This is a genomic window from Actinoplanes sp. SE50/110, assembly GCF_900119315.1.
Taxonomy (GTDB): Bacteria; Actinomycetota; Actinomycetes; order Mycobacteriales; family Micromonosporaceae; genus Actinoplanes.
Genome location: NZ_LT827010.1, coordinates 2334955 through 2358241 on the forward strand (window position 1 = coordinate 2334955; position 23287 = coordinate 2358241).

A 23287-nucleotide genomic window follows, 5' to 3' on the forward strand; every position below is an offset into this window, starting at 1 on the left:
CGTTTCTTTCCCCAACGGATCGGCGCATGCTTTTCCTATCACTTTCCAAACCTTTTCCCGATGGTGAGGTGATTCGTCGTGCTGTGGGAACCCCCCGAGACCGGGGAACAATCGGAATGGCTGTCCCGGGTGGCGGCGCTGGCGCCGCTGATCGAACGGCACCGCGCCGAGGCCGACCGGGAGCGCCGCACCCCGCAGGCCGTCTTCGAGGCGTTGCGCGACGCCGGGATCCCGCGGATGTGGGTCTCCACCGAGTTCGGCGGCGGCCAGGTCGGCCTGCACACCGGATCGCTGGTGATCCAGGCGCTGGCCCGGCTGGACGCCTCGGTCGCCTGGCAGATGGGTGTGCAGGGGGCGATCGGCCGGATCTCCGACTACCTGCCCGAGCAGACCGCCCGGGAGCTGTTCAAGCAGAGCGGCGGTCTGGTGGTCGGCGCGGTGAACCCGGCGGGGCGGGCCGAGGAGACCGCCGGCGGGTACCGGATCAGCGGCCGGTGGGGCTTCGCGAGCGGCTCGGCGTTCGCCGACTGGCTGGTCTGTGCCGCGCCGGTGCACCGCGACGGACAGCCGGTGCTGCGCGGGTCCGCGCCCGAGCTGCGGATGCTGTTCGTGCCGGTGTCCGCGGTCCGGCTCCTGGACAACTGGCACACGCTGGGTCTGCGCGGCACCGGCAGCAACGACTTCGAGGCCGACGACGTCTTCGTGCCGGCCGAGTACACGGTGGACCAGGCGGCGATGCTGCGGCCGCCGGCCGGCCGGTTCTCCCGCGCCTACCCGATCGGCTACTACGACTTCGGCCCGTTCACTTCCGCCTCGACCGCCGCCGGGGTGGCCCGGGACGCCGTGGCGACGGTGACCGAGCTGGTCCGCGGCAAGGTGCAGACCGGCGGCTCGGGCAGCCTGGCCCGTAGCCACGTGGTCCAGGACCGCCTGGCCCGGGCCACCATGCACGTGCACACCGCGCGGACGCTGCTGCGGGACACCGCCGAGCGGGTCACCGAGTCCGGTGAGAGCGGCGGCGAACGCCTGACCGCCACCGTCCGGCTCACCGCGGCCACCGTCGCCGAACTGGCCGTGCAGGCCGTGGACATCGCGTACGACCTGGCCGGCTCCACCTCGCTCTATGAGACCAGCCGGCTGGAGCGGGCGTTCCGCGACGTGCACTCGGCGGTCAAGCACATCACCCTCGCTCCGCAGCACTTCGAGATGGTCGGCCAGTACCTGGTCGGCGGCGAACTGCGCGTCCGCCGCTGATCTCTTCCGCTTCCCGAAAGGACCCCGCAATGCCGAACATGAAGGCAGTTCAGCTGCTCGCACCGCGCAAGACGGTGCTCGCCGAAGTGCCGGTGCCGGCGACCCCGGCCGACGGCCTGCTGCTCAAGACCCGCTGTGTCTCCATCTGCTCGACCGACATCTCGTTCTTCGAGGGTCACCTGTTCCCCTCCGAGTACCCGGTGATCCTCGGCCACGAGTACCTGGGCGAGGTCGTCGACATCGGACCCGAGTTCGACGGCGGCGGTGTCGACGTGCGGATCGGCGACCGCATCGTCTACTGGGGGCAGACCGACTACGGCGGCTTCGCCGAGTACCGCAGCCTGCGGCCGATCTTCTCGGGCCAGATCCTCGAGGACGTGTTCTGGGCCGACCGGCACTTCTTCGACGACGACCGGGCCGCCGCGGTCAAGGTGCCGGACGACCTCAGCGACCTGGAGGCCTCGTTCATCGAGCCGACCACCGGCGCGCTGCGCTCGGTGCTGACCAACCCGCCGCAGGTCGGCGACCGGGTGCTGATCCTGGGCACCGGCCCGATCGGGATCATCGCGGGCAGTGTCATCCAGCGGCTGCTGGCGCCGAACCGGATCGTCTCGATGGACGCCAACCCGGCCCGCAACCAGCACGCCGAGGAGCACTTCTCGCAGCACGCGTATCTGCCGCACGAGCTGATCGACACGGTGCCGGAGAGCACCTTCGACTACGTCTTCGACACGCTGCCGACGATCAGCGGAGTGCCGGAGGAGAACGACCCGCGCCGGGTGGCGATGCGCAAGCTGAAGCCGGGCGGCCACTACGTGCTGTACGGGGCGTCGCAGGAGATGCAGAAGTTCGACACCTGGCTGATGCTCGCCAAGGGCATCCGGATCAGCGCCGCGCCGTTCGACGTGACGCACTTCCCGATGCACAAGACCGCCAACGTGATCACGTCGGCGATGCAGATGCTGCGTTCCCGGATCGTCGACGGCCGGCGGCTGCTCTCCCACGTCTGCCGGTTCGACGACTACGACGGCCTGGTCGACGTGCTGGAGAACTACCGGCACACCACCAGCCTGAAGACCATCGTCGACTTCCGCTAGCGGCCGGGGGCCGGGCTCCGGCCCGGCTCCCGCCGCCCCCGAGGAAAGAGGAGAGTCGATGGAGCAGCGATCGTACGACGCCCGCTTCGTGGTCGTCGCCAATCGCCTGCCGGTCCAGTCCCGGGTGGCCGCGGACGGTGCCCTGCTCTGGGAGCGCAGCCCGGGCGGCCTGGTCAGCGCCCTCGAACCGTTCCTGAGCCGGCGGCACGGTGCCTGGGTCGGCTGGCCCGGCGTCGCCGGCGTCGACGTCGCGCCGTTCACCGACGGCGGCACCACCCTGGTTCCGGTCCGGTTGAGCGAACAGGACGTCCGGGACCACTACGACGGGTTCGCCAACGCCACGTTGTGGCCGCTGTACCACGACGTGGTGGTCCGGCCGACCTTCGACAGCCGCTGGTGGGCCGGGCACGTGCGGGTCAACGAGCGGTTCGCCCGGGTGGCGGCGGAGACCTGCGCGCCGGGCGCCACCGTGTGGGTGCACGACTACCAGTTGCAGCTGGTGCCGGAGATGCTCCGCCGGCTCCGGCCCGACCTGCGGATCGGTTTCTTCCTGCACGTGCCGTTCCCGCCGGTGGAGCTGTTCCAGCAGGTGCCGTGGCGGGCCGAGATCCTGCGTGGGATGCTCGCCGCGGACCTCGTCGGTTTCCAGGTCCCGGCCGCGGCGGTGGGGTTCGCCGAGGCGGCCGTGCGGTTCGCCGGGGCGCGCCGGGCCGGTCCCGGGTCGTTGTTCGTCGAGGATCGGGCGGTACGCGTCGACGCCTTCCCGATCTCGGTGGACGCGCCGGCCTGGGACCGGGTGGCCCGCCGCCCGGAGGTCCGCCTCCGGGCCGCGCAGATCCGTGCCGAGCTCGGCGACCCGGCCCGGGTGGTGCTCGGCGTCGACCGGCTCGACTACACCAAGGGCATCGACGTGCGCCTGCGGGCGATCCACGAGATGCTCGCCGACGGCCAGATCAAGGCCGCCGACACGGTGGTCGTGCAGATCGCCAATCCGGCGCGGGAACGGGTGGACCAGTATCGGGCGGTGCGCGACCGGGTGGAGCGGCTGGTCTCCGCGGTCAACGGCGACCACGGCCGGGTCGGCCGCCCGGTGGTGCACTACCTGCACACCATGGTGGACCAGGCCGAACTGGCCGCCTTCTACCTGGCCGCCGACGTGCTCACGGTGACGCCGCTGCGCGACGGCATGAACCTGGTGGCCAAGGAGTACGTGGCCAGCCGGCACGACGGCGGCGGCGTGCTGGTGCTCAGCGAGTTCGCCGGCGCGGCCGCCGAGCTGCCCCAGGCGCTGCCGGTCAATCCGCACCACGGCGACGACGTGAAGGCGGCGTTCCGCCGGGCGCTGGAACTGGATCCGGCCGAGGGCGTGCGCCGGATGCGGGCGATGCGCGAGCACGTCTTCGCCCATGACCTGACTGACTGGGCCCAGGCCTTCCTGGCCCGGCTCGACGATCCGGCGGGAGAGGGGTGACCGCGATGTCGGTGACCACGTCCGACTTCACCAGTCTGATGGCCCGGGTGCCCGGGCCGGTGGTGGTGGCGACCACGGTGGACCCGGACGGCCGGCGGTGGGGTTTCACCGCCAGCGCGTTCAGCTCGCTGTCGCTGAGCCCGCCGCTGGTGCTGCTCTGCCTGGCGAAGTCCGCCAGCACGCACGCCGCGTTCGTGCGCGCCGAGCGCTTCCTGGTCAACGTACTGGCCGCCGATCAGGCGGCGGTGGCGGCCCGGTTCGCCCGCTCCGGCGAGGACCGGTTCGCGGCCGGCGACATGCGGCCGTACGAGCTGGGTCTGCCCGGTCTGCCCGGCGCCGCGGCCCGGGCCGCCTGTGCCCTGGACAGTGTCCTGGAGGGCGGCGACCACAGCATCCTGGTCGGCCGGGTGCTGGCGGTCACGGTGGCCGAGCCGGCCCCGCTGGTGCACTGCGACCGCGCTTTCGCCCGGCCGGTGCCGCTCGATCAACTCGCGGTGGCCCGGTCGCGGTAGGCGGTCCCTTGCGCCTTGCCGGTGCCGTTCGGTCAGCCTGCGGTGGCCCGGTCGCGGTAGGCGGTCTTCTTCGCCCGGTTGCCGCATGCGCTCATCGCGCACCAGCGCCGGGTGCCGGGCCGCGAGTTGTCCACGAACAGCGCGCTGCAGGCCGGGTCGGCGCACTCCCGGATCCGGCTCGCGGCCGGCGTGGTGGCCAGGTCGAGGGCGTCCCGGGCGACCAGCGAGAGGGTGGCGGCGACCGGGTCGCCGGCGGTCCAGTCCAGCGTGCCGGCCGGCTGGACCGCCGGGATCGGCGGTGGTGCCGCGGCGATCCGGTTGACCAGGTCCAGGTCGGTCGCCGCGCACCCCGCCGGTCCCTTGGTGACCAGGGTGAACACCGCCTCCCGAAAGCGTTGCACGTCGGCCGGCGGAAGGCTCGCGACGGTGGCCGGCACCGGGCCGAACTGCGTCACCCAGGCGAGGACCGCGGCCGGGGTGGGCAGCTCCTCGACGGCGTCGGGATGGCCGCGACGGCGCAGCGTGCGGGTGAAGTCCAGGCACAGGCGCCCGGCGCCTTGACGGAACGGTTCGGCTGCCACCCCTGCACCGTATCTCAGGAACCGGTTTGACCCGTTCCCCGGGAACCGGTTATATAGGTTCCATACCCACTTACGAGGAGTTGTCGTGACGGACCTGAAGTCATCCCCGGCGCCGTCTCGCCGGTTGATCCTGCTCATGGCCCTGGCCTGCGGCGTCGGTGTGGCCAACGTCTACTTCCCGCAGGCGATCACCCCGCTGCTCGCCCGGGACCTGCACATCTCGGAGAGCACGGCGACCACCGTCGCGACCATGGCCCAGCTGGGCTACGCGGCCGGGATCTTCCTGCTCGTCCCGCTCGGCGACCGGCTGCCCCGCCGCCGCCTGATCGCCACCCTGTTCGGCGTCGTGGCGGCCGGCCTGTTCCTGGCCGGGATCTCCTCCTCGGTGCCGCCGCTGCTCGCGTTCTGCGCGATCGTCGGCGCGGCCACCGTGGTGCCGCAGATCCTCATCCCGATGGCCGCCGACCTGGCCGGGCCGACCAGCGCCGCCGGCACCGTGGGCATCCTGCAGGGCGGCCTGCTCGGCGGGGTGCTGCTGGCCCGCACCTTCGGCGGCACGCTCGGCCAGCTGCTGGGTTGGCGCGCGCCGTACCTGATCGCCGCCGCGCTCGCGGTGCTGCTCGCGATCGCCCTGGTGGTGGCGCTGCCGGCGACCGCACCCTCGTCGACCGAGCGGTATCCCGCCCTGCTGGCCACCTCGCTGCGGCTGCTGCGCACCCAGCCCGCCCTGCGGTGGTCCTGCCTCTACCAGTTCCTGCTGTTCGGCGCGTTCACCGCGGCCTGGACCAGCATCGCGCTCCACCTCACCGGACCGGCGTTCGGTTACGGCACCAGCGTCGTCGGCCTGGTCGCCCTGGTCGGCGCGGCCAGCGTCTTCGCGGTGCCGGTGGCCGGCCGGCAGATCGACCGGCGCGGGCCGGACGTGATCAGCGTGCTCTGCTTCGGCGGCCTGCTGCTGGCCGCGGCGGTGCTGCTCACCGGGACCTGGCACGGCGTGCCCGGCCTGATCGGGCTGACCGCCGGCATGCTGCTGCTCGACGTGTCGGTGCAGACCAGCCAGGTGGCCAACCAGGCGCGGATCTTCGCCCTGGTGCCGGGCGCCCGCAGCCGGCTCAACAGTGTGTACATGACCGCCGTCTTCCTGGGCGGCACCTGCGGCTCGTGGGCCGGCGCCCGGATCTACCTGCACTTCGGCTGGGGCGCGGTGGCCGCGCTGGTGGCCGTCGCCGGGGTGGCCGCCCTCGCCGGGCACCTGCTGCGCCTGCGGATCACGGCGCCGGCCGGCCGCCGGGAGTCGGCGGAGGCCGCCGCATGATCTGGTTCGTCACCGGCGTCCCGCGTGGCTTCGGCCGGGAGTGGGCGGAGGCCGCCGCATGATCTGGTTCATCACCGGCGCTTCCCGCGGTTTCGGCCGGGAGTGGGCGGCCGCGGCCCTGCGCCGCGGCGACCGGGTGGCCGGCACCGCCCGGCAGCCGTGCGACCTGGCCGGCCTGGCCGAGGAGTTCCCGGAGACGTTCCTCCCGCTGCGGCTCGACGTCACCGACCGCCCCGCGGCGGTCGAGGCGGTGCGCCGCGCCGCCGCCCACTTCGGCGGTCTCGACGTGGTGGTCAACAACGCCGGTTACGGCCACTTCGGCATGGTCGAGGAGCTCGCCGAGGAGGAGATCCGGGCCCAGCTGGAGACCAACGTGCTCGGCCTGCTCTGGGTCACCCAGGCCGCGCTGCCGATCCTGCGGGTCCGCGGCGGCGGGCACATCATCCAGGTGTCCAGCATCGGCGGACTGGTCGCGTTCCCCGGCCTCGGGGCGTACAGCGCCTCCAAGTTCGCGGTCGAGGGGCTCACCCAGTCGCTCGCCCAGGAGGTGGCCGCCCAGGGCATCCGGGTGACCCTGGTGGAGCCGTCCGGGTTCCGCACCGACTGGGCCGGCCGCTCCGCCCGGCACAGCGCCGAGTCCCCGGAGTACGACCTGGTCCGCGCGGCCCGCGACCGCCGGCCCACGGCCCGCCGGGTGGGCGACCCGCGGGCCAGCGCCGCCGCCCTGCTGGCCGTCGTGGACGATCCGCGGCCGCCGCTGCGCGTCTTCTTCGGCAGCGCGCCGCTGGACATCGTCACCCGGGAGTACGAGGACCGGCTGGAGACCTGGCAGGCGTGGCAGCACCTGGCGGTCGCGGCCGAGTCCTGAGCGTGCGCCCCGGGCTCATCCGGGGACGCCGGCCACCTGCCGTCCGGCCGTCGCCGCCGTGGTCGCGGCCGGCGGCTGGGCGCGGCGGGTCAGCAGGCCCAGGGTCAGCGTGCTGACCACCATCAGGGCGCCGGCCAGCAGGAACGGGGTGCGCAGGCCCAGCCAGTGCGCGACCGCGCCACCGGCCAGCGCGCCCAGCGGCAGGGAACCGAACCCGATCAGACGGTAGATGCCGGTCACCCGGCCCATCAGGGCGTCCGGGGTGATGCTCTGCCGCAGCGACCGGCCGACCACCGAGAACGACACCCCGGAGAACCCGGCGAGGAACTGGCAGCCGACGATCACCGCGACCGACGTGGTGCACGCGATGCCGAGGGTGACCACGCCGGCCACCAGGCTCGCGGTGATCATGGTGCCGAGCCGGCCGAGCAGGCGGATCGTCCACGGCGAGGCGACCGCGCCGGCCACGCCGCCGATCCCGGCCCCGGTCAGCAGCAGGCCGTACGCGCTGTCGCCCAGGTGCAGCCGCTGCACGACGTACAGCACCAGGGTCGCGTTCGCGGCCGCGACCCCGAGGTTCATCGCGGTCGCCCAGAGCGCCTGGGCGCGCAGCGACGGGTGGTGGACCAGGTAGCGGAAGCCCTCCCGGGCCTCGGCGGTCAGCGACGGCCGGTCGCCCGGCGGCGGCGCCACCCGGCCCGGCACCCGCAGCCGGGTCAGCACCGCCCAGCTGCCGCCGATCGCCGCGGCGAAGACCGCGAACGGCGCCGCCGGGCTGAGCGAGAACAGCAGGCCGCCCGCGGCCGGGCCGGCGAAGTCCTCGCCGATCGACTGGGCGGCGGTGAGCCCGGCGTTGAGCCGTTCCAGCCCGGCGTCGCGGACCACCACCGGGGTCAGCGACTGCACCGCGGTGTCGGCCGCCAGCTCGGCCGCGCCCAGCAGAAACGCGGTCACCAGCAGCAGGGGCAGCGACGCGGTGCCGGTCAGCACCGCGCCGAACAGCACCAGCACGACGGCCAGCCGGGTGAGCTGCATCGAGCGCAGCAGCCGGACCCGGTCGAACCGGTCGACCGCCGCACCGACGTGGAAACCGAACAGCAGGTGCGCGGCGGACAGCGCGGCCGAGACCGCGCCCACGCTGATCGGGTTGGTGGTCACGTGCACGGCCAGTAGCGGGAAGGCGGCGTAGCGGATGCCGTCGCCGAGGCTGGCCGAGGCGCCGGCGGCGAACAGCGTGGGAGCCGGATGCCACCTCATGACGCGGTCCAGACCGGCGACGGGGCGTACCCGCTGAACGGGTTGATGTTGATGGTGCCGGTGGCGTTCACCGCGTACCGGCGCAGCACCGCCACCGCCCGCCCGTCCACGATGAAGACACCGTTCACCGACGGTGTCTCGGTGACCGTGGCCCGGCCGGTCGCGTCGGTGAACGCCACCGGCAGCCGGTCCGGTTCGAAGACCTGCTGGACGATGTACGGGTGGTCGCCGGCCCCGCCGCGCACCCCGGCGCCGACCGCCTCGGCCCACGCCCGCGCCGACACCTCGCGGCCCACCGTGATGCCCTTGCCGGCGTGCCCGCGCACCGGTTTCACGATCAGCCGTTCCCGGTTCGCGGCCACCCAGGGCAGCAGGTCGACGTCGGCGCCCTCGACGGTGGTCCGGCGCGGTTCCAGCACCCGGGTCCACGGTACGTGCGCGGCCAGCCGGTCGCGCAGGTCCGCGTCGAGCCGGTCCACCACGGTCTCGTCGGAGAGCACCGCGAGTGCCGCCTTGGACGCCAGCACCTCGGCGCGATACCCGGTGAACAGCCCGACCAGGCCCGCGCCGGCCAGCGCGAACAGCTGCTTGAGCAGGGTGAACTCGTCATGTTCGGTGGGTTCCGGCGATTCGAAGTAGCGGTAGATCACCTGCACCGGGCGCCCCTGGTAGGCGACGCCGGCGTCATCCATCCGCAGATCCTCGAGCGCGCAGTGCACCGCGTCGACGCCGTGCCGGCGCAGCTCGCGGGCGAACAGCTCGTACTGCCAGTCCAGCGGCCCGGCCTGCTGCTCGTGCCGCCAGTAGCAGATCGCCACCGTGCCGGTCAGCCGGCCGAAGCTGCGTTCCAGGCTGTCCAGCAGGCCGCGCATCGCCACCGCGGGGCGGGCCGGGGCCTGCGGTGCCGGCCGCTGGAACGCCGCCTGGGCGCGGGCGATGATGTCGTGCAGGCCGAACAGCCCGGCGGGGGAGTCCCCGTTGATCTCGACGACGACGGTCCGGCCGCCGGAGCTGATCACGTCCGGGCGGGCCACCGTCGACCAGTTCTGATCCGTCTGGTGGGTGAGGAACTGCAGTTCCGGCTCGGTGGCCCGGCACAGCCGCGCCATCCGCAGCACGTCGCCGCCGCAGACCTCGCGCAGTACCGCGTCCAGCCCCTCGAAGACGGTTTGGCAGGCGGCCTCCAGCCGGCGCACCTGTCCGGGCGACTCGACCGGCGGCCGGAAGATCAGCCGCTCCCGGGCGTACGGCGCGTTCAGCTCGCGCAGCTCGGTGGTGGCGGCCCGGAACTCCTCGGCGGTGGGCTGCGTGAACGGCGCGGTCACGACTCCTCCGTGAACTTGCGGATCAGCGCGTGGGTGGCCGCCGGCGCGTCCCAGACGGCCTGGTGGCTGGCGCCGGGCACGACGTGCAGCTCGCCGGCGCGGCCGGGCAGGCTGTCCACGATCTCCTCGGCGACCGCGTACGGGATGAGCGGATCGTGCTCGCCGACCAGGACCATCACCCGGCACTTCGCGGCGGCCAGATCGGGCCGCAGGTCGAGCCGGTCGAGCTGGGCGATGAACCCGGCGTTGATCTCCGGAGTGGTGATCCGGTCCCGGAGCACCCGCTGGTACGCCTCGTCGGGCGCCCGCCGGATCGCCAGCGGCCCGCAGACCTCGGCCCACTCCCGCTCGGCCTCGGGCGAGTGGTCGGTCAGCGACCGGCGCATCACCGCGGCCGCACGGTCGCCGCCGAGCACCCGGTGGCGTTCCACGATCTCGTCGTGGCTGGCCTGCCGGGCGCCGGTGCCGATCAGGATCGCGCCGCCCGCGAGCTCCGGGTGCCGGCCCAGGAACCGCTGCACCACGAACCCGCCGAACGAGGTGCCGAGCAGGTACGGCTTCTCCAGGCCCAGCGTGTCCACCAGCGCGGCCAGGTCGTCGGCCCAGGTGTCCAGGGTCCACTCGGCCGGGCCACCCCGGTCGCTGCGCCCGTGACCGCGCAGGTCGGGGACGATGACCTGGGCGTACTCGGCGGCCGGCAGCATGGTCAGGCGCAGCATGGTGCCGTCGATGCCGGGGCCGCCGTGCACCGCGATGATCGTGGGCCGGTGGACGCCGTCGCGCCAGTCGTCACCGATCGTCGTGACGTGCAGGCGTACTCGTCCGGCGCGGACTCTCATCGGGTTGTTCCCTTCCTCGTCATGCGGGACGGCCGACGCCCAGGGCGAGGCCGCGCGGATACAGGGTGGAGCGGGTGTCCAGGGTGACGGCGTCCGAGGTGTCGGTCAGGCGGTACCGCCGGAACACCCGGACCGCCTCGACGAGCTGCGCCTTGGCCAGGTGGGTGCCGACGCACCAGCGGGGGCCGCCGCCGAACGGCAGGTAGGCGCCGGCCGGCAGGCGGCCGTCGCGCCAGCGCGCCGGCCGGAACGCCGCCGGGTCCGGAAAGTGGCGCTCGTCGCGGTGGATGGCATAGGGGCAGATCATCACGGCGGTACGCGCGGGGAACCGCCAGTCCCCGCTGATCTCCTCGCCGTGTGTGGTGCGGTGGATCAGCCAGGTGGGCGGCCAGAGGCGCAGCACCTCGTCGACGATGTGCGCCGGCTCGTCGTCCGGCTGGTGCACGGCCAGCGCGCGCAGCGTCCACGCGGTCGCGGCGGCCGGCACCAACCGCCCCGCGATGGTGGCCGAGATCAGGATCCGGACCAGCGGCTCACGCGGCACCCCGGCGTCGCGCAGCGCCGCGACCAGCCCGCCGGACGGGGCCCGGTCGACGAGCGCGCCCAGGCTCTCCGCGAGCCGGTGCTGGGCGCGGACGGCGCGGCGCCGGCGTGGGGTGAGCCGGTCGAGGAACCAGGGCAGCTCGTAGGAGGAGCCGACGATCGGCGTGAGCGAGTCCAGCAGTCCGGCGACGGCGGCGGCCGGCTCGCGCCGGTCGGCGCCGCGACTCGACGGGCCGGCGCACAGCCGCAGGAAGGCGTCGGTACTCAGCCGCACCAGCGGGGTCAGCGGGTCGCCGGTGCCGCCGCGCGCCGCCCACGCGTCGAGCAGCCCGGTCAGCTCGCCCGAATACCAGCTCAGGTGTTCGGCGACCAGACCGCCGGAGAGGGCGGACAGCATCGCCCGGCGTGCCGACATCCAGCTCTCCAACGCGTCCTCGCCGCGCCGGCTGCCGGTGGGCCGCCACGCCCGGTCGCGGTCCATCAGGAAGTCCCGGTTGGTGCGGCGCAGCACGTCGTGGGCGACCTCGCCGTCGGCGACCAGCACGGTGCCGGGGCTGAGCTCGGTCACCGGGCCGAACCGGCGGACCGCGTCCATCACGAAGCCGAGCCGGTCCCGGTCGTACTCCTGGATCAGGCCGGCCCGGGACAGGTTGGCCGGGACCGGCGGCGCCGTGGTCACTGATCTGTCCTCCCGTGTCGGTGGCGGCCGGTGACCCCGCGGGGTCACCGGCCGCCGATCACCCATCTCAGTGCCAGGGGTACGCGCCGGCCAGGGCCTTACGCGCGAAGCGCGCCTTGATGCGCTGGATCATGTGGTCCACCTCCTCTCCCCGTGAACGATGGCGGTGGCGGTGCCACCAGGTCCGCGGGGACCGCGCGCAGCGCGCGCAGTCCCGTCTGCCGGGCGACGTCGAGCAACTCCGCCCGCAGCAGTTCCAGCACGGCGAGCACGCCGTCCTCGCCGTCCAGGGTCAGGCCCCAGACGTACGGCCGGCCCAGGCACACCGCGGCCGCCCCGGCCGCCAGCGCCTTGACCACGTCGCCACCGGTGCGGATCCCGCCGTCGAGCAGGACCGGCAGCCGGCCGGCGGCCGCGGCCACCACGCCGGGGAGCGCGTCGATCGCCGCGATCGAGTCGTTGAGCTGCCGCCCGCCGTGGTTGGAGACGATCAGGCCGGCCACCCCCCGATCGGTGAGCAGCGCCGCGTCCGCCGGATGCAGCACGCCCTTGACCACCACCGGCAGGCGGGTCTGCGACCGGATCAGGTCGAGCAGCTCCCAGGTCAACGGCCAGCGGGGCAGCCGGGTGTCGGGCGGCACCGCGCCGTCGGAGAAGCCGCTCTCCCGGTGGATGCCGAACTCCACCTCGGGCGGGGTGGCGAAGCCGGACCGCAGCATCGCGACCCGCCGCGACGGGTGGCTGTTGTCGATGGTCACCACCAGCGCCCGGGCGTCCACGGACTCGGCCAGCCGGATCGTGCGCACCACGTCGGCCCGGCTGCCGTAGCAGTACAGTTGGAACCAGCACGGCCCCTGCTTCGCGATCTCGGTGAGGCTGTGGTGGCTGTCGTTGCTGACGATCGGCAGCACCCCGGCCCGCCGGGCGGCCCGGGACACCGCGAGCTCGGCGTCCGGATGGAACAGGCGCAGCGGGCTGGTCGGCGCGAGCAGCACCGGCATCGCGGCGGGGAAGCCCAGCACGTCCACGGTCAGGTCCGGGTCGGCGACGCCGTTCAGTGGGCGGGGCCGCAGCCGCAGCCGGCGCAGCGCCGCCTCATTCTCCCGGACCGCGTCGTCGTGACCGGCGCCGCCGGCCAGGTAGGACCACCGGGCCGCGTCCAGCACGCCCTGGCAGGCCCGCCGGAAGTCGTCGAGGTCGAGCATCCCCGCGGTGTTCATCCGCGCCCCCGGGTGAGGTCGTGCCGCACGTAGGTGCGCAGCAGCCACCGGTCGTGCCCGTCGTAGTGCGCCTCGAAGGCGTCCCGGCCGTGCAGGCACCGGCTGTTGGAGAAGGCCAGAAAGCTGCCGGGGGCGAGCCGGACGAGGTGTTCCTCGCGGTCGGCGGCGGCCTGGAACTCCGCAATAGCGCATTGATCGACGTCGTCGACACCGGTTATCGAACTGTGCCAGCGGATGGTCGGCTGGCGCAGCGTACCGCCCATCGGAGCGACATTTTCCGCGACGGCCTGACCGGGCGAGAAACTGTCCGGGGCGTTGATTCGGAATTGTGGCCGGCGCAGCCGCTGCACGGTTTCCGGGGAGCAGTTCCGGACGGCGTCGGCGACCCGGACGAGGCGGGTCGCCGGGCGCGGCTCGGGGCTGCGGACGCCGTACAGCAGCACGAAGTCGGGCCGGACGTCGTGGAACGCGATCTCGGTGTGCAGCCGCAGATCCACCGCGGAGGAGGCGTTCGACTGGGTGGCGGCGCGGTCGGGCCGCGGCCGCACGTGGTGCACGAGGGTGCCGTTCTGCTCCGCGGGATACCCGAACTCGTGGCCGAGTTGCCTGGTCAGCATGCCTAGCCAGGTCAGTCCGAGCAGCGGCGGCGCGTCGGCGTCGGTCGGGTCGGCGGGCAGCCCGTGTGCCACCACCGCGTCGAGGCTGCCGGCCCGCAGTCGGGCCAGCGCCTCGCGGAGCCGGGCGGGCAGGATCCCGGCGTGCCGGCCGGCGCGCCGGAAACAGTCGCCCGGCGCGCCGGTCCCGGTGATCTCACGCCGGGCCCGCCGCGCCATGTCGGCGGATTCCGCCGGTGCGAGGTACGCCGTGACAATGTCGTCCGAATGCGTTGTCACACCCATTTCGAGCATGCGCGCCACACCCCCCCCCCCGAGCGGTCTCGATCAAGCGAGCCGACCATTCATGTCGGCCGTTCAGCTTTCTTGTAGGACAACTCTAGGTGGATCGAAATCGGGCAACAACCCCTGCGGTCGGACGCTGACCCCTAGCGCATTACCGACGATCGAACTCCTTTTCGAAGTCGATGACGTCCGGAACGCCGCCGCATTCGTCGGCGACCTCGTCGGGGCGACTGCGCCGCCGCCGTCGCGGCTCCGCGGCGGCCGGCGGCCGCTGCCCGGTGGTCGGCACGAACACCCCGGTCCACGACGGCGACCGCGCCGAGCGTGAACCGGAGGTGGAGGTTCCGTGGTCGACCATCCTGCCGGGGCGTGCCGGGCGGGGCCGCCGCCGATGAGCCGGACGAAGCCGCACGCCGCGAGGGCGACCGGCATGACCGCCCGGGTGGGCGGGTGGCGTTGATCCCGGCCACCACGCCGGAGGCGAGCTCCCCCGGCGATGACCACCCGGCGGTGCGCGGTGAAGATCCCGGCCGGCGGCAGGAGCGCGGCGAACGCGGTGACCGGCCCGCACCTGCGAGGGCGCGGTGCCGAAGCGGCGCTGCAGCCGCGGCGCGCGGGCGCGGGTCCCGGCCGGCCCGGAGACCGGCGCTCATAAATATGTCGGGAACGGCTTAACGAACCCTTAGTTGGGCACAGGGGCCTATTTACTCCCGCGAATCAACCGTGAAACAATCGCTCCCGGATGGGCCCCGCGTCGGTTGAACATCGCTGTTGCAACGAATTCGGCATCGATCTTGGCGGCCCCCGGCGCCTCTGCTAACGTCCCGGCAGATATCGGAGTCCCGGCCTGGAGGCAATAGCGCAATGGGCAAATTCCTCCTGCGTAGGGTGGGTTACCTCGTAGTACTCGCGTTGGTCGCGACCGTGGTCGCGTACCTTCTCGCTGCGACGCAGCTCCATCCGCGGAGCAGGTATGAGGGGCGTAATCCCGCCCCGGCGGCGGCGGTCGTCGACCAGCGGCTCAACGAGCTCAACATGAACGACAAGACGCCGCTCGTCGAACGATTCACCACCTGGGCGAAGGGGGTCGCGCACGGCGATCTCGGCAAGACGGTCGACGGCGAGTCGGTGAACACCGAGATGAGCCGGCGGATGTGGGTTAGTCTGCGGCTGATGCTGATCGGCTCGATCCTGGGCACGCTGCTCGGCGTGGTCGCCGGCGCGTACGGTGCGATCAAGCAACATAAGTGGTCTGATCAGACATTAACCGGCATATCCTTTGTCCTACTATCGGTCCCCACCGTGGTGCTCGCCGTCCTGATGAAGAACGGCGGCATCTGGTTCAACCAGGCGTCGGGCCACGAGTCGAACCCGCTCGTGTTCACCGTCGGTGAGATCACGCCGGGCCTGGACACCTGGTCCTGGGCCGGTCTGAGTGACCGTTTCGGGCACCTGGTCCTGCCGACGATCGTGCTCGCGATCGGCGTCAACGGCTTCGCCTTCTACAGTCGGTACCAGCGCAACTCGATGCTCGACGTGCTCGGCAGCGACTTCCTGCGGACCGCACAGGCCAAGGGGCTGCGGCGCTGGTCCGCGCTGACCCGGCACGGCCTGCGCACCGCCCTGATCCCGATGGCGACCTTCTTCTCCTACCAGTTCGCGCTGCTCTTCGTCGGTGCCACCTTCACCGAGAAGATCTTCGGCTGGCACGGCATGGGGGAGTACTTCGTCGACTCCATCACCAAGAACGACATCAACTCGACGGCCGGGGTGACCCTCTTCGTCGCCGTGCTGGTTCTGATCGCCGGCCTGCTCTCCGACGTCGTCTACGCGATGCTGGACCCGCGGGTCCGGGCGAGCTGAGGGGGACCGAGATGACTACCGACACCGAATCCGTGGTGGTCGGCGCTCCGCCGGCGCCCCGCTCCGTCTCCCGTAACCGCCTGGTGCTGCGGCGCTTCCTGCGCCAGCGGCTGGCCGTCGTCGGGCTGATCGTGGTCGTGCTGATGGTGCTGATCGCCTACCTCGGCCCGCTATTCTACAAGTGGAAGTACGACCAGCTGGACTTCGAGGCCTTCCAGTCGCCGCCCACCCCGGAGCACTGGTTCGGCACCTACCAGACCGGCGGCGACGTCTTCTCCCGCACCCTGCGCGGCCTGCAGAAGTCGCTGGTCATCGGTCTGCTCGGGGCGGGCGCCTCGACCGCTCTGGCCGCCGTGGCCGGCGCCTTCGCCGGGTACTTCCGGGGCAGCACCGACATGGTGATCCGGGTGATCATCGACCTGATGCTGGTGCTGCCCAGCTTCCTGATCATCGCGATCTTCTCGACCGCGCTGCGGGACGGGAGCTGGCTGCTGTTCATCGTGCTGCTGGCCGGCTTCCAGTGGATGATCACCGCCCGGGTGGTCCGCGGCATCACCCAGTCGCTGCGCGAGCGTGAGTTCGTCCAGGCGGCCCGCTTCATGGGCGTACCCGGCTGGAAGATCATCCTGCGGCACATCCTGCCGAACATGGCGTCGCTGCTGATCATCGACGCGACCGTCGGCGTCAGCAGCATCATCCTGGCCGAGGTCGGGCTCTCCTTCTTCGGCTTCGGCGTGCAGCCGCCGGACGTCTCGCTCGGCACCCTGATCGCCGACGGCTCCGGCGCGGCGCTGACCAACTGGTGGCAGTTCTACTTCGTCGCGGGCGTGCTGGTGCTGCTCGTCCTCGCCGTCAACCTGGTGGGCGACGGCCTGCGCGACGCGCTGGACCCGAACTCCGAGATCGAAGGTGCGAAGTGACCGACGCGATCGTGACCCGGTATCCCTCCCCCGCCGGGGGCAGTGGAGCCGGTGCCGTCGAGCCGCTGCTGCGGGTCGACGACCTGTCGGTGACCTTCCGCAGCCCGGCGGGCCCGGTCACCGCGGTCCGGGGGATCAGCTACGACGTGCGACCCGGTGAGGTGCTCGGCATCGTCGGCGAGTCCGGGTCCGGCAAGTCGGTGTCGTCGCTGGCCGTCATGGGCCTGCTGCCGGACACCGCGACGATCACCGGCTCGGCCACCTTCGAGGGCCAGCAGCTGCTCGGCCTCGGTGACAAGCAGCTCTCCCGGGTTCGCGGCCGGCGGCTCTCGATGGTGTTCCAGGACCCGCTCTCCGCGTTGACCCCGGTCTACACGGTCGGTGACCAGATCGCCGAGACGATCCGGATCCACCAGGACATCAAGCGCGAGGCGGCCGCCGAGCGGGCGATCGAGCTGCTCGACCTGGTCGGCATCCCGAACCCGCGGCAGCGGTCGAAGGGCTTCCCGCACGAGTTCTCCGGCGGCATGCGGCAGCGGGTCATGATCGCGATGGCGATCGCCAACGACCCGGCGCTGATCATCGCGGACGAGCCGACCACGGCGCTCGACGTGACCATCCAGGCGCAGATCCTGGAGGTGCTGCAGACCGCCCGGGAGGCGACCGGCGCGGCGATCGTCATGATCACCCACGACCTCGGCGTGGTCGCCGGGTTCGCCGACCGGATGCTGGTCATGTACGCCGGCCGGGTGGTCGAGACCGGCCAGGTGGAGACCGTCTACCAGCGGCCCCGGATGCCGTACACGATGGGCCTGCTCGGCTCGATCCCGCGGCTCGACATGGGCGAGCGGCAGCGGCTCACCCCGATCGACGGCGTCCCGCCGTCGATGGTGGACCTGCCGGCCGGCTGCCCGTTCGCGCCGCGCTGCCCCATGAAGATCCAGGTCTGCGAGGAGACCGAGCCGGAGCTGCTCGGCGTGGTGATCGACGGCGCCGGGCACCTGGCCGCCTGCCACCGCAGCCCGGAGATCGCCCGCAAGGAACTGACCAACGTCGACGTCTTCCCCACCACGGTGGTGCCGGAGGCCACCGGCCCGGCCCGGCTGCCCCGCGAGCAGCGCCCCGTGGTGCTCGAGGTCAACGAGCTGGTCAAGGAGTACCCGATCACCAAGGGTGGCGTGCTGCGCCGCAAGGTCGGCAGCCTGCAGGCGGTCGCCGGGATCAGCTTCGACATCCGCGAGGGGGAGACGCTGGGCCTGGTCGGTGAGTCCGGCTGTGGCAAGACCACCACCATCATGGAGATCCTGGAGCTGGCCAAGCCGACCTCCGGCACGATCGCGGTGCTCGGCAAGGACACCGCCGCGATGAGCCGCAAGGAGCGTTTCGCCATCCGGCGCGACCTTCAGGTGGTCTTCCAGGACCCGCTGGCCTCGCTGGACCCGCGGCTGCCGGTCAGTGACATCCTGGCCGAGCCGATGGCCACCCACGGGGTTCCGGCCGCCGAGCGGGAGAAGCGGGTCCGGGAGCTGCTGCGCCTGGTCGGGCTGCGCCCCGAGCACGCCGACCGGTACCCGGCCAAGTTCTCCGGTGGCCAGCGGCAGCGGATCGGCATCGCCCGGGCCCTGGCCCTGGAGCCCAAGGTGCTGGTGCTCGACGAGCCGGTGTCCGCGCTCGACGTCTCCATCCAGGCCGGCGTGATCAACCTGCTCGAGCAGCTGAAGGTGGAGCTGGGCCTCTCCTACCTGTTCGTGGCGCACGACCTGTCGGTGGTCCGGCACATCGCCGACCGGGTGGCGGTGATGTACCTCGGGCGGATCGTCGAGATCGGCACGGCCAACCAGGTCTTCGAGGCGCCCGAGCACCCGTACACCCAGGCGCTGCTCTCCGCGATCCCGCTGCCCGACCCGGTCAAGGAGCGCAGCCGCCGGCGGATCCTGCTCACCGGCGACCTGCCCAGCCCGGCGAACCCGCCGTCCGGCTGCCGATTCCGGACCCGGTGCCCCAAGTTCGCCAACGAGCTCGACGACGCGCAGCGGCAGCGCTGCCTCGACGAGTCCCCGGCGCTGACCGTCCGGGACACCGTGGTCCCGGACCACGAGTCCGCCTGTCACTACGCGGCTCCGGTCAAGGCGATTTAACGGCCGGTGTGGCGGAGTCCGCACCGGCTGGTGTAAATGAAAGAACCTGCGTCCTTTGTAGACGCTTAGTTGTGGAGGAATTGGTGAGGAAACCCTGGAGCGCGCGAGCGATCCTCGCGCCGGTCGTGGCGGCTACCCTGATCGGGACCGCCGCGTGCAGCGGGTCGAGCGGCACGACCACCAATCAGGCTGCCCCGCCGCCGAAGGCGAGCGAGAACCAGATCAACCCGAAGTCGCGCGACCAGGTCAAGGACGGCGGCACGCTGACCTGGGCGCTGAGCGGCTTCCCGGCGAACTTCAACTACTACGAGCTGGACGGCACCGACGTCGACGCCAGCTACGTCAACCTGGCGATGATGCCGCAGCTGTACAACTACGAGGCTGACGCCACCCCGGTCTGGAACAAGAACTACCTCGCCTCCGAGCCGGTCCTCAAGACCGACCCGAAGCAGGTCGTCACCTTCGAGCTGAACCCGAAGGCCACCTGGAACGACGGCGCCCCGATCACCTGGGAGGACCTCTACTGGCAGTGGAAGTCCACCAGCGGGGCGGACAAGGCGTACAACATCTCGGCCTCCAACGGCTACGAGAACATCGAGAGCGTCGCCAAGGGCAAGGACGACCACGAGGCGATCGTCACCTTCAAGACGAAGTACGCCGACTGGCAGTCGCTGTTCACCCCGTTCTACCCGGCGTCGACGAACAAGGACCCGAAGACCTTCAACGCGGGCTGGCAGAAGTCCCCGCTGAAGACCACCGCGGGCCCGTTCAAGTTCGACTCCGCGGACGCCACCGCGAAGACCATCACCCTGGTCCGCAACGAGAAGTGGTGGGGCGACCCGGCCAAGCTCGACAAGATCGTCTTCCGGGCGATCGAGCCGAACGCGCAGGTCGACGCGCTGGCCAACGGTGAGATCGACTTCGTCGACATCGGCTCCAACGTGGACGCCTACCAGCGCGCCCTGAAGATCAGCACCGCGGAGATCCGCAAGGCGGCCGGCCCGAACTTCCGGCACCTGACGATCAACGGCACCAGCACCGTGCTGTCCGACGTCAAGGTGCGCCAGGCGCTCGCCCAGGCGATCGACCGGACCGCCATCGCCAAGGCCCTGACCGGCCCGCTCGGCATCGATCCCAAGGCGCTCAACAACCACATCTTCATGTCGAACCAGGCCGGTTACCAGGACAACTCCGGTGACATCGGCAAGTACGACGTGGAGAAGGCCAAGGCGGGCCTGGACGCGGCCGGCTGGAAGCTCAACGGCGACACCCGCGAGAAGGACGGCAAGAAGCTCGAGATCAACTTTGTGATCCCGACCGGCGTCAAGTCCTCCGAGCAGGAGTCCCAGCTGGTGCAGAACATGCTGGCCCAGGTCGGCGCCAAGGTGAAGATCAACGCGGTGCCGGTCGACGACTTCTTCGACAAGTACGTCACCCCGGGCAACTTCGACATGACGGTCTTCGCCTGGATCGGCACCCAGTTCCCGGTCAGCTCCGCCAAGTCGATCTACGCGAACCCGACCAAGAACGCCAAGGGTGAGCTGGACATCCAGCAGAACTACGCCCGGGTCGGCTCGCCCGAGCTGGACACCACCTTCAACAACGCGACCGCCGAGCTGGACAAGACCAAGGCGGCCACGCTGGCCAACCAGGCCGACGCCCAGATCTGGCAGGAGGTTCACTCGCTGACCCTCTACCAGCGCCCGGAGCTGATCGCCACCAAGAAGGACCTGGCCAACTTCGGCGCCAAGGGCTTCGCCAGCGTCATCTACGAGAACATCGGTTTCGTCAAGTAACGACGACTCCTCACCAAAGCTCGCGCCGCGCGGAGGCTGCCTCCGCGCGGCGCGAGCCGTTTCTCCGGCCATCGGGCCCGCGCCGGCCCGGTCGCGGATCTCACGCATCGTCGCCCGCCTGCGCGCACCGGCTTTCCCCGAAGCCCGACCGGTGCCGCTGAGCGAGGTTTAGTCTGCCGTTAATCAGCAACCGCAGTACTCCGGCCTCGTGGAAAGGCCCGGACCATGAATTTCCGGCAATCGGCGGTCGTCGTTCACGGCATCCATGCGGCGTACATTCCGGTGGCTTATGCGGCGGTGACCCTGTCCGCCGTGGCGGCGGCCGTGGCGCCGCCGCGCATGCTGATGTTCGGCATGCTGGCGGTCGGGCCGGCGTTCGTCGCCGCCACCGCCCGGCCGGTGGCGGTCCTCGGTGTGGGCGGCTATGCGCTGGCCGCCGCGTTCACGGTCTCCACCTGGCAGGGCCTGCTCGGCACCGCCGACCAGGTCCTGCGACTGATGCTGATCGTGGTGATGACCGTGGTCAGCTGGTCGGTCGCCCGACACCTCGGACTGCTGCTGCGCGCCGCCACTGTCGCCGCCCAGGAGCGGCAGATGCTGGCGGCCGTCGTCGAGCAGTCCGCCGACGGGATCATCGTGACCTCGCTCGACGGGGTGGTGACCCACTGGAACGGCGGCGCCGAACAGCTCTACCGCCAGTCGGCCGACCAGGTCGTCGGGACCGGGTTCGGCCGGTTCCTGCCGGCCGACCGGCAGGCCGCCTTCGGGCGGGCGCTGGCCTCGCTGGCCGCCGGTGAGCGCGTCCACCTCGACGAGGCCCGCCGGATCCGCGCCGACGGCGCCGAGATGCTGGTCTCCGTCGCGGTGTCGCCGATCCGCGACGAGACCGGCGAGGTGGTCGCGACGGCTTCCACCGAGCGCGACATCACCGAGGTCAAGCGGCGCGAGGCGGAGGAGCGGCTGGCCCGCGAACGGTCGGCGCGGGCCGCCCGGCTGGAAAGCCTCGGACAGCTGGCCAGCGGGGTGGCGCACGACTTCAACAACCTGCTCGCCATCATCCTGAACTACGCCGACTTCCTCACCGAGGAGGTCACCGAGGACGGCAGCCGGGACCTGGCCCGGATCCGCGACGCCGCGGACCGGGCACGCGCGCTGACCGGACAGCTGCTGCTGTTCGCCAAGCAGGAGTCCGCCACGGTGGAGATCGTCGACCTGAACGAGGTGGTCAGCGCGTCCAGCGAGCTGCTCACCCGGACCATCGGGGCCAACATCAGTCTGCTCTGCCGGCCGCACCCGCAGGCCCTCCCGGTCAGCGCCAACCGGGGGCGCCTCGACCAGATCCTGCTCAACCTGGTGATCAACGCCCGGGACGCGATGCCCGACGGCGGGGTGGTGCTGATCGAGACCGGCCGGGCGCCGGGCCGCCGGGTGCGGATGACGGTCAGCGACACCGGATGCGGCATGTCACCGGAGGTCAAGGACCGGCTGTTCGAGCCGTTCTTCACGACCAAGCCGGCCGACCGCGGCACCGGCCTGGGCCTGGCCACCGTCTACGGCATCGTCGGCGACGCCGGCGGCAGCATCCAGGTGGACTCCACGCCCGGGGTCGGCACCACCTTCGAGATCCTGCTGCCGCTGGCCGGCGACACCACCGGGCAGGAGCCGGAGCCGGACGCGCACCGCCCGGTCACCGGGCACGGCGAGCGGATCCTGCTGGTCGAGGACGACGAGTTCGTTCGCGACCTGGTGGTCCGCATCCTGAACGGCAACGGGTACCAGACCGTCCCGCTCGACGAGAACGCCGCCGGGGACGCCGACGTGGCCGGCGCCGCGGTACTGCTCAGCGACATCATGCTGCGGTTCCGGTCCGGTCCGGCGATCGCCGATCAACTGCGTACCCGTCATCCCGATCTCCGGGTGGTGTTCATGTCCGGTTACAGCGATGAGGAGCTCCGCCACCGGTACGACCTCAGCGCGGCGACCGGCATCCTGCAGAAGCCGTTCACCGCCGTGGAACTGCTCGCCGCCGTCGGAACAGCGCTGACCCCCGCGGTCAGCCGGCGTGGCTAGGCCGCCGGGTGGCCGGGCGACGCGAGCACAACAAGCGGGAGACCCGCCGGTCGCTGCAGGACGCGGCGCGCCGGCTGTTCGAGGAACGCGGCTTCGACGAGGTCTGCGTCGAGGACATCGCCACCGAGGTGCCGGTGTCGCGGCGGACCTTCTTCAACTACTTCGACTCCAAGGAGGCGGCGCTGGTCGACCCGGGCCCGTCGCGGGTCGACACGCTCGCCGCTCTGCTGGCCGGCCGCCCGGCGGACGAACCGCTGCTCAACAGCCTGTGCACGGTGCACATTCAGTTTCTGATGACCGACCCGGAGGATCTCGCCGCCCGGATGCGCCTGGTGCGGGCCAACCCGGCGCTGCGGCAACGGTGGATCACCGCGATCGAGACCTTCGACGCCGAGGTCGTCCGCTGGGCCTGTACCCGTACCGGGCTGCCCCCGGAGGCGGTGTATCCGCAGTTGCTGGCCGGGATCGCCGGCACCGTGTCCCGGCTCGCCATGGAGCACTGGGACCCGGACACCGCACCCGAGCGGCTCGCCGAGGTGATCTCCTGCATCTACCGCCTGCTGGCCGCGCTGGGCAACGACGCGGACCTGCCGCCGGCCGACCGCGGCTGCGAGCACTGACCGCCGGGGGTCACGCCGGC

General features: G+C 72.0%; 20 protein-coding genes. 12 read left to right on the forward strand and 8 right to left on the reverse strand.

The features are described from left to right. The first annotated feature begins 78 nt into the window (after window positions 1–78). Genes ACSP50_RS10435 through ACSP50_RS10450 form a run of 4 tightly spaced genes read left to right on the forward strand, consistent with a single transcriptional unit; the run spans window position 79 to window position 4334 of the window. Entirely contained in the window at window positions 79–1254 is a 1176-nt protein-coding gene (locus ACSP50_RS10435; protein WP_014689144.1) for an acyl-CoA dehydrogenase family protein, read from the forward strand. A gap of 38 nt (window positions 1255–1292) precedes the next feature. Beyond that, window positions 1293–2351, forward strand: a complete 1059-nt coding sequence (locus ACSP50_RS10440) for a zinc-binding dehydrogenase (RefSeq protein ID WP_197688126.1) — start codon at window positions 1293–1295, stop codon at window positions 2349–2351. A 58-nt stretch (window positions 2352–2409) separates the two neighbouring features. Next, complete coding sequence (locus ACSP50_RS10445) at window positions 2410–3822, forward strand: trehalose-6-phosphate synthase (RefSeq protein ID WP_014689146.1); 1413 nt, start codon at window positions 2410–2412, stop codon at window positions 3820–3822. 5 nt (window positions 3823–3827) lie between these two features. Next, window positions 3828–4334, forward strand: a complete 507-nt coding sequence (locus ACSP50_RS10450; protein WP_014689147.1) for a flavin reductase family protein — start codon at window positions 3828–3830, stop codon at window positions 4332–4334. A gap of 32 nt (window positions 4335–4366) precedes the next feature. Here ACSP50_RS10450 and ACSP50_RS10455 read toward each other — a convergent pair whose 3' ends face one another. After that, window positions 4367–4915 (reverse strand): ABATE domain-containing protein, encoded by a 549-nt coding sequence (locus tag ACSP50_RS10455; RefSeq protein ID WP_014689148.1) that lies wholly within the window; start codon window positions 4913–4915, stop codon window positions 4367–4369. A gap of 85 nt (window positions 4916–5000) precedes the next feature. Here ACSP50_RS10455 and ACSP50_RS10460 point away from each other — a divergent pair, with 85 nt between their 5' ends. Beyond that, entirely contained in the window at window positions 5001–6230 is a 1230-nt protein-coding gene (locus ACSP50_RS10460; RefSeq protein WP_014689149.1) for an MFS transporter, read from the forward strand. Window positions 6231–6288: 58 nt separating this feature from the next. Next, window positions 6289–7098: an SDR family NAD(P)-dependent oxidoreductase gene (locus ACSP50_RS10465; protein WP_014689150.1), complete on the forward strand. Its 810-nt coding sequence runs from the start codon at window positions 6289–6291 to the stop codon at window positions 7096–7098. A 15-nt stretch (window positions 7099–7113) separates the two neighbouring features. On the opposite strand, the gene ACSP50_RS10470 is transcribed toward ACSP50_RS10465, so the two are convergent. From ACSP50_RS10470 to ACSP50_RS10500, 7 genes are all read right to left on the reverse strand, one after another. Further along, window positions 7114–8355 carry an MFS transporter gene (locus ACSP50_RS10470; protein WP_014689151.1) on the reverse strand — a complete coding sequence of 414 codons (1242 nt, stop codon included), beginning with the start codon at window positions 8353–8355 and terminating at the stop codon, window positions 7114–7116. Beyond that, on the reverse strand, window positions 8352–9680 hold the full coding sequence (locus ACSP50_RS10475) for a hypothetical protein (protein WP_014689152.1): 1329 nt from the start codon (window positions 9678–9680) through the stop codon (window positions 8352–8354). Before ACSP50_RS10475 ends, ACSP50_RS10470 begins: the two co-directional genes overlap by 4 nt. Then, window positions 9677–10519: an alpha/beta fold hydrolase gene (locus ACSP50_RS10480; protein ID WP_014689153.1), complete on the reverse strand. Its 843-nt coding sequence runs from the start codon at window positions 10517–10519 to the stop codon at window positions 9677–9679. Before ACSP50_RS10480 ends, ACSP50_RS10475 begins: the two co-directional genes overlap by 4 nt. Window positions 10520–10538: 19 nt before the next feature. Beyond that, a complete protein-coding gene (locus tag ACSP50_RS10485) occupies window positions 10539–11741 on the reverse strand; it encodes a cytochrome P450 (RefSeq protein WP_014689154.1) in 1203 nt (400 codons plus the stop codon). A 98-nt stretch (window positions 11742–11839) separates the two neighbouring features. Next, complete coding sequence (locus ACSP50_RS10490) at window positions 11840–12961, reverse strand: alpha-hydroxy acid oxidase (protein WP_014689155.1); 1122 nt, start codon at window positions 12959–12961, stop codon at window positions 11840–11842. Further along, complete coding sequence (locus ACSP50_RS10495) at window positions 12958–13854, reverse strand: TauD/TfdA family dioxygenase (protein ID WP_155123469.1); 897 nt, start codon at window positions 13852–13854, stop codon at window positions 12958–12960. The genes ACSP50_RS10490 and ACSP50_RS10495 overlap by 4 nt, the downstream gene beginning before the upstream one ends. 157 nt (window positions 13855–14011) lie before the next feature. Next, window positions 14012–14218, reverse strand: a complete 207-nt coding sequence (locus tag ACSP50_RS10500; RefSeq protein WP_043511156.1) for a hypothetical protein — start codon at window positions 14216–14218, stop codon at window positions 14012–14014. A gap of 506 nt (window positions 14219–14724) precedes the next feature. On the opposite strand from ACSP50_RS10500, the gene ACSP50_RS10505 reads away from it, so the two are divergent. The 6 genes from ACSP50_RS10505 to ACSP50_RS10530 all read left to right on the forward strand — a co-directional run bounded on the left by ACSP50_RS10505 (window position 14725) and on the right by ACSP50_RS10530 (window position 23267). Further along, entirely contained in the window at window positions 14725–15723 is a 999-nt protein-coding gene (locus ACSP50_RS10505; RefSeq protein ID WP_014689157.1) for an ABC transporter permease, read from the forward strand. Window positions 15724–15734: 11 nt separating this feature from the next. Next, window positions 15735–16643, forward strand: a complete 909-nt coding sequence (locus ACSP50_RS10510; protein ID WP_014689158.1) for an ABC transporter permease — start codon at window positions 15735–15737, stop codon at window positions 16641–16643. Next, a complete protein-coding gene (locus ACSP50_RS10515; RefSeq protein WP_014689159.1) occupies window positions 16640–18781 on the forward strand; it encodes an ABC transporter ATP-binding protein in 2142 nt (713 codons plus the stop codon). The genes ACSP50_RS10510 and ACSP50_RS10515 overlap by 4 nt, the downstream gene beginning before the upstream one ends. A gap of 83 nt (window positions 18782–18864) precedes the next feature. Beyond that, a complete protein-coding gene (locus ACSP50_RS10520) occupies window positions 18865–20577 on the forward strand; it encodes an ABC transporter family substrate-binding protein (protein WP_014689160.1) in 1713 nt (570 codons plus the stop codon). 225 nt (window positions 20578–20802) lie between these two features. Next, window positions 20803–22647 (forward strand): PAS domain-containing sensor histidine kinase, encoded by a 1845-nt coding sequence (locus ACSP50_RS10525; RefSeq protein ID WP_014689161.1) that lies wholly within the window; start codon window positions 20803–20805, stop codon window positions 22645–22647. 8 nt (window positions 22648–22655) lie between these two features. Continuing rightward, on the forward strand, window positions 22656–23267 hold the full coding sequence (locus ACSP50_RS10530; protein ID WP_014689162.1) for a TetR family transcriptional regulator: 612 nt from the start codon (window positions 22656–22658) through the stop codon (window positions 23265–23267). Window positions 23268–23287 lie beyond the last annotated feature (20 nt).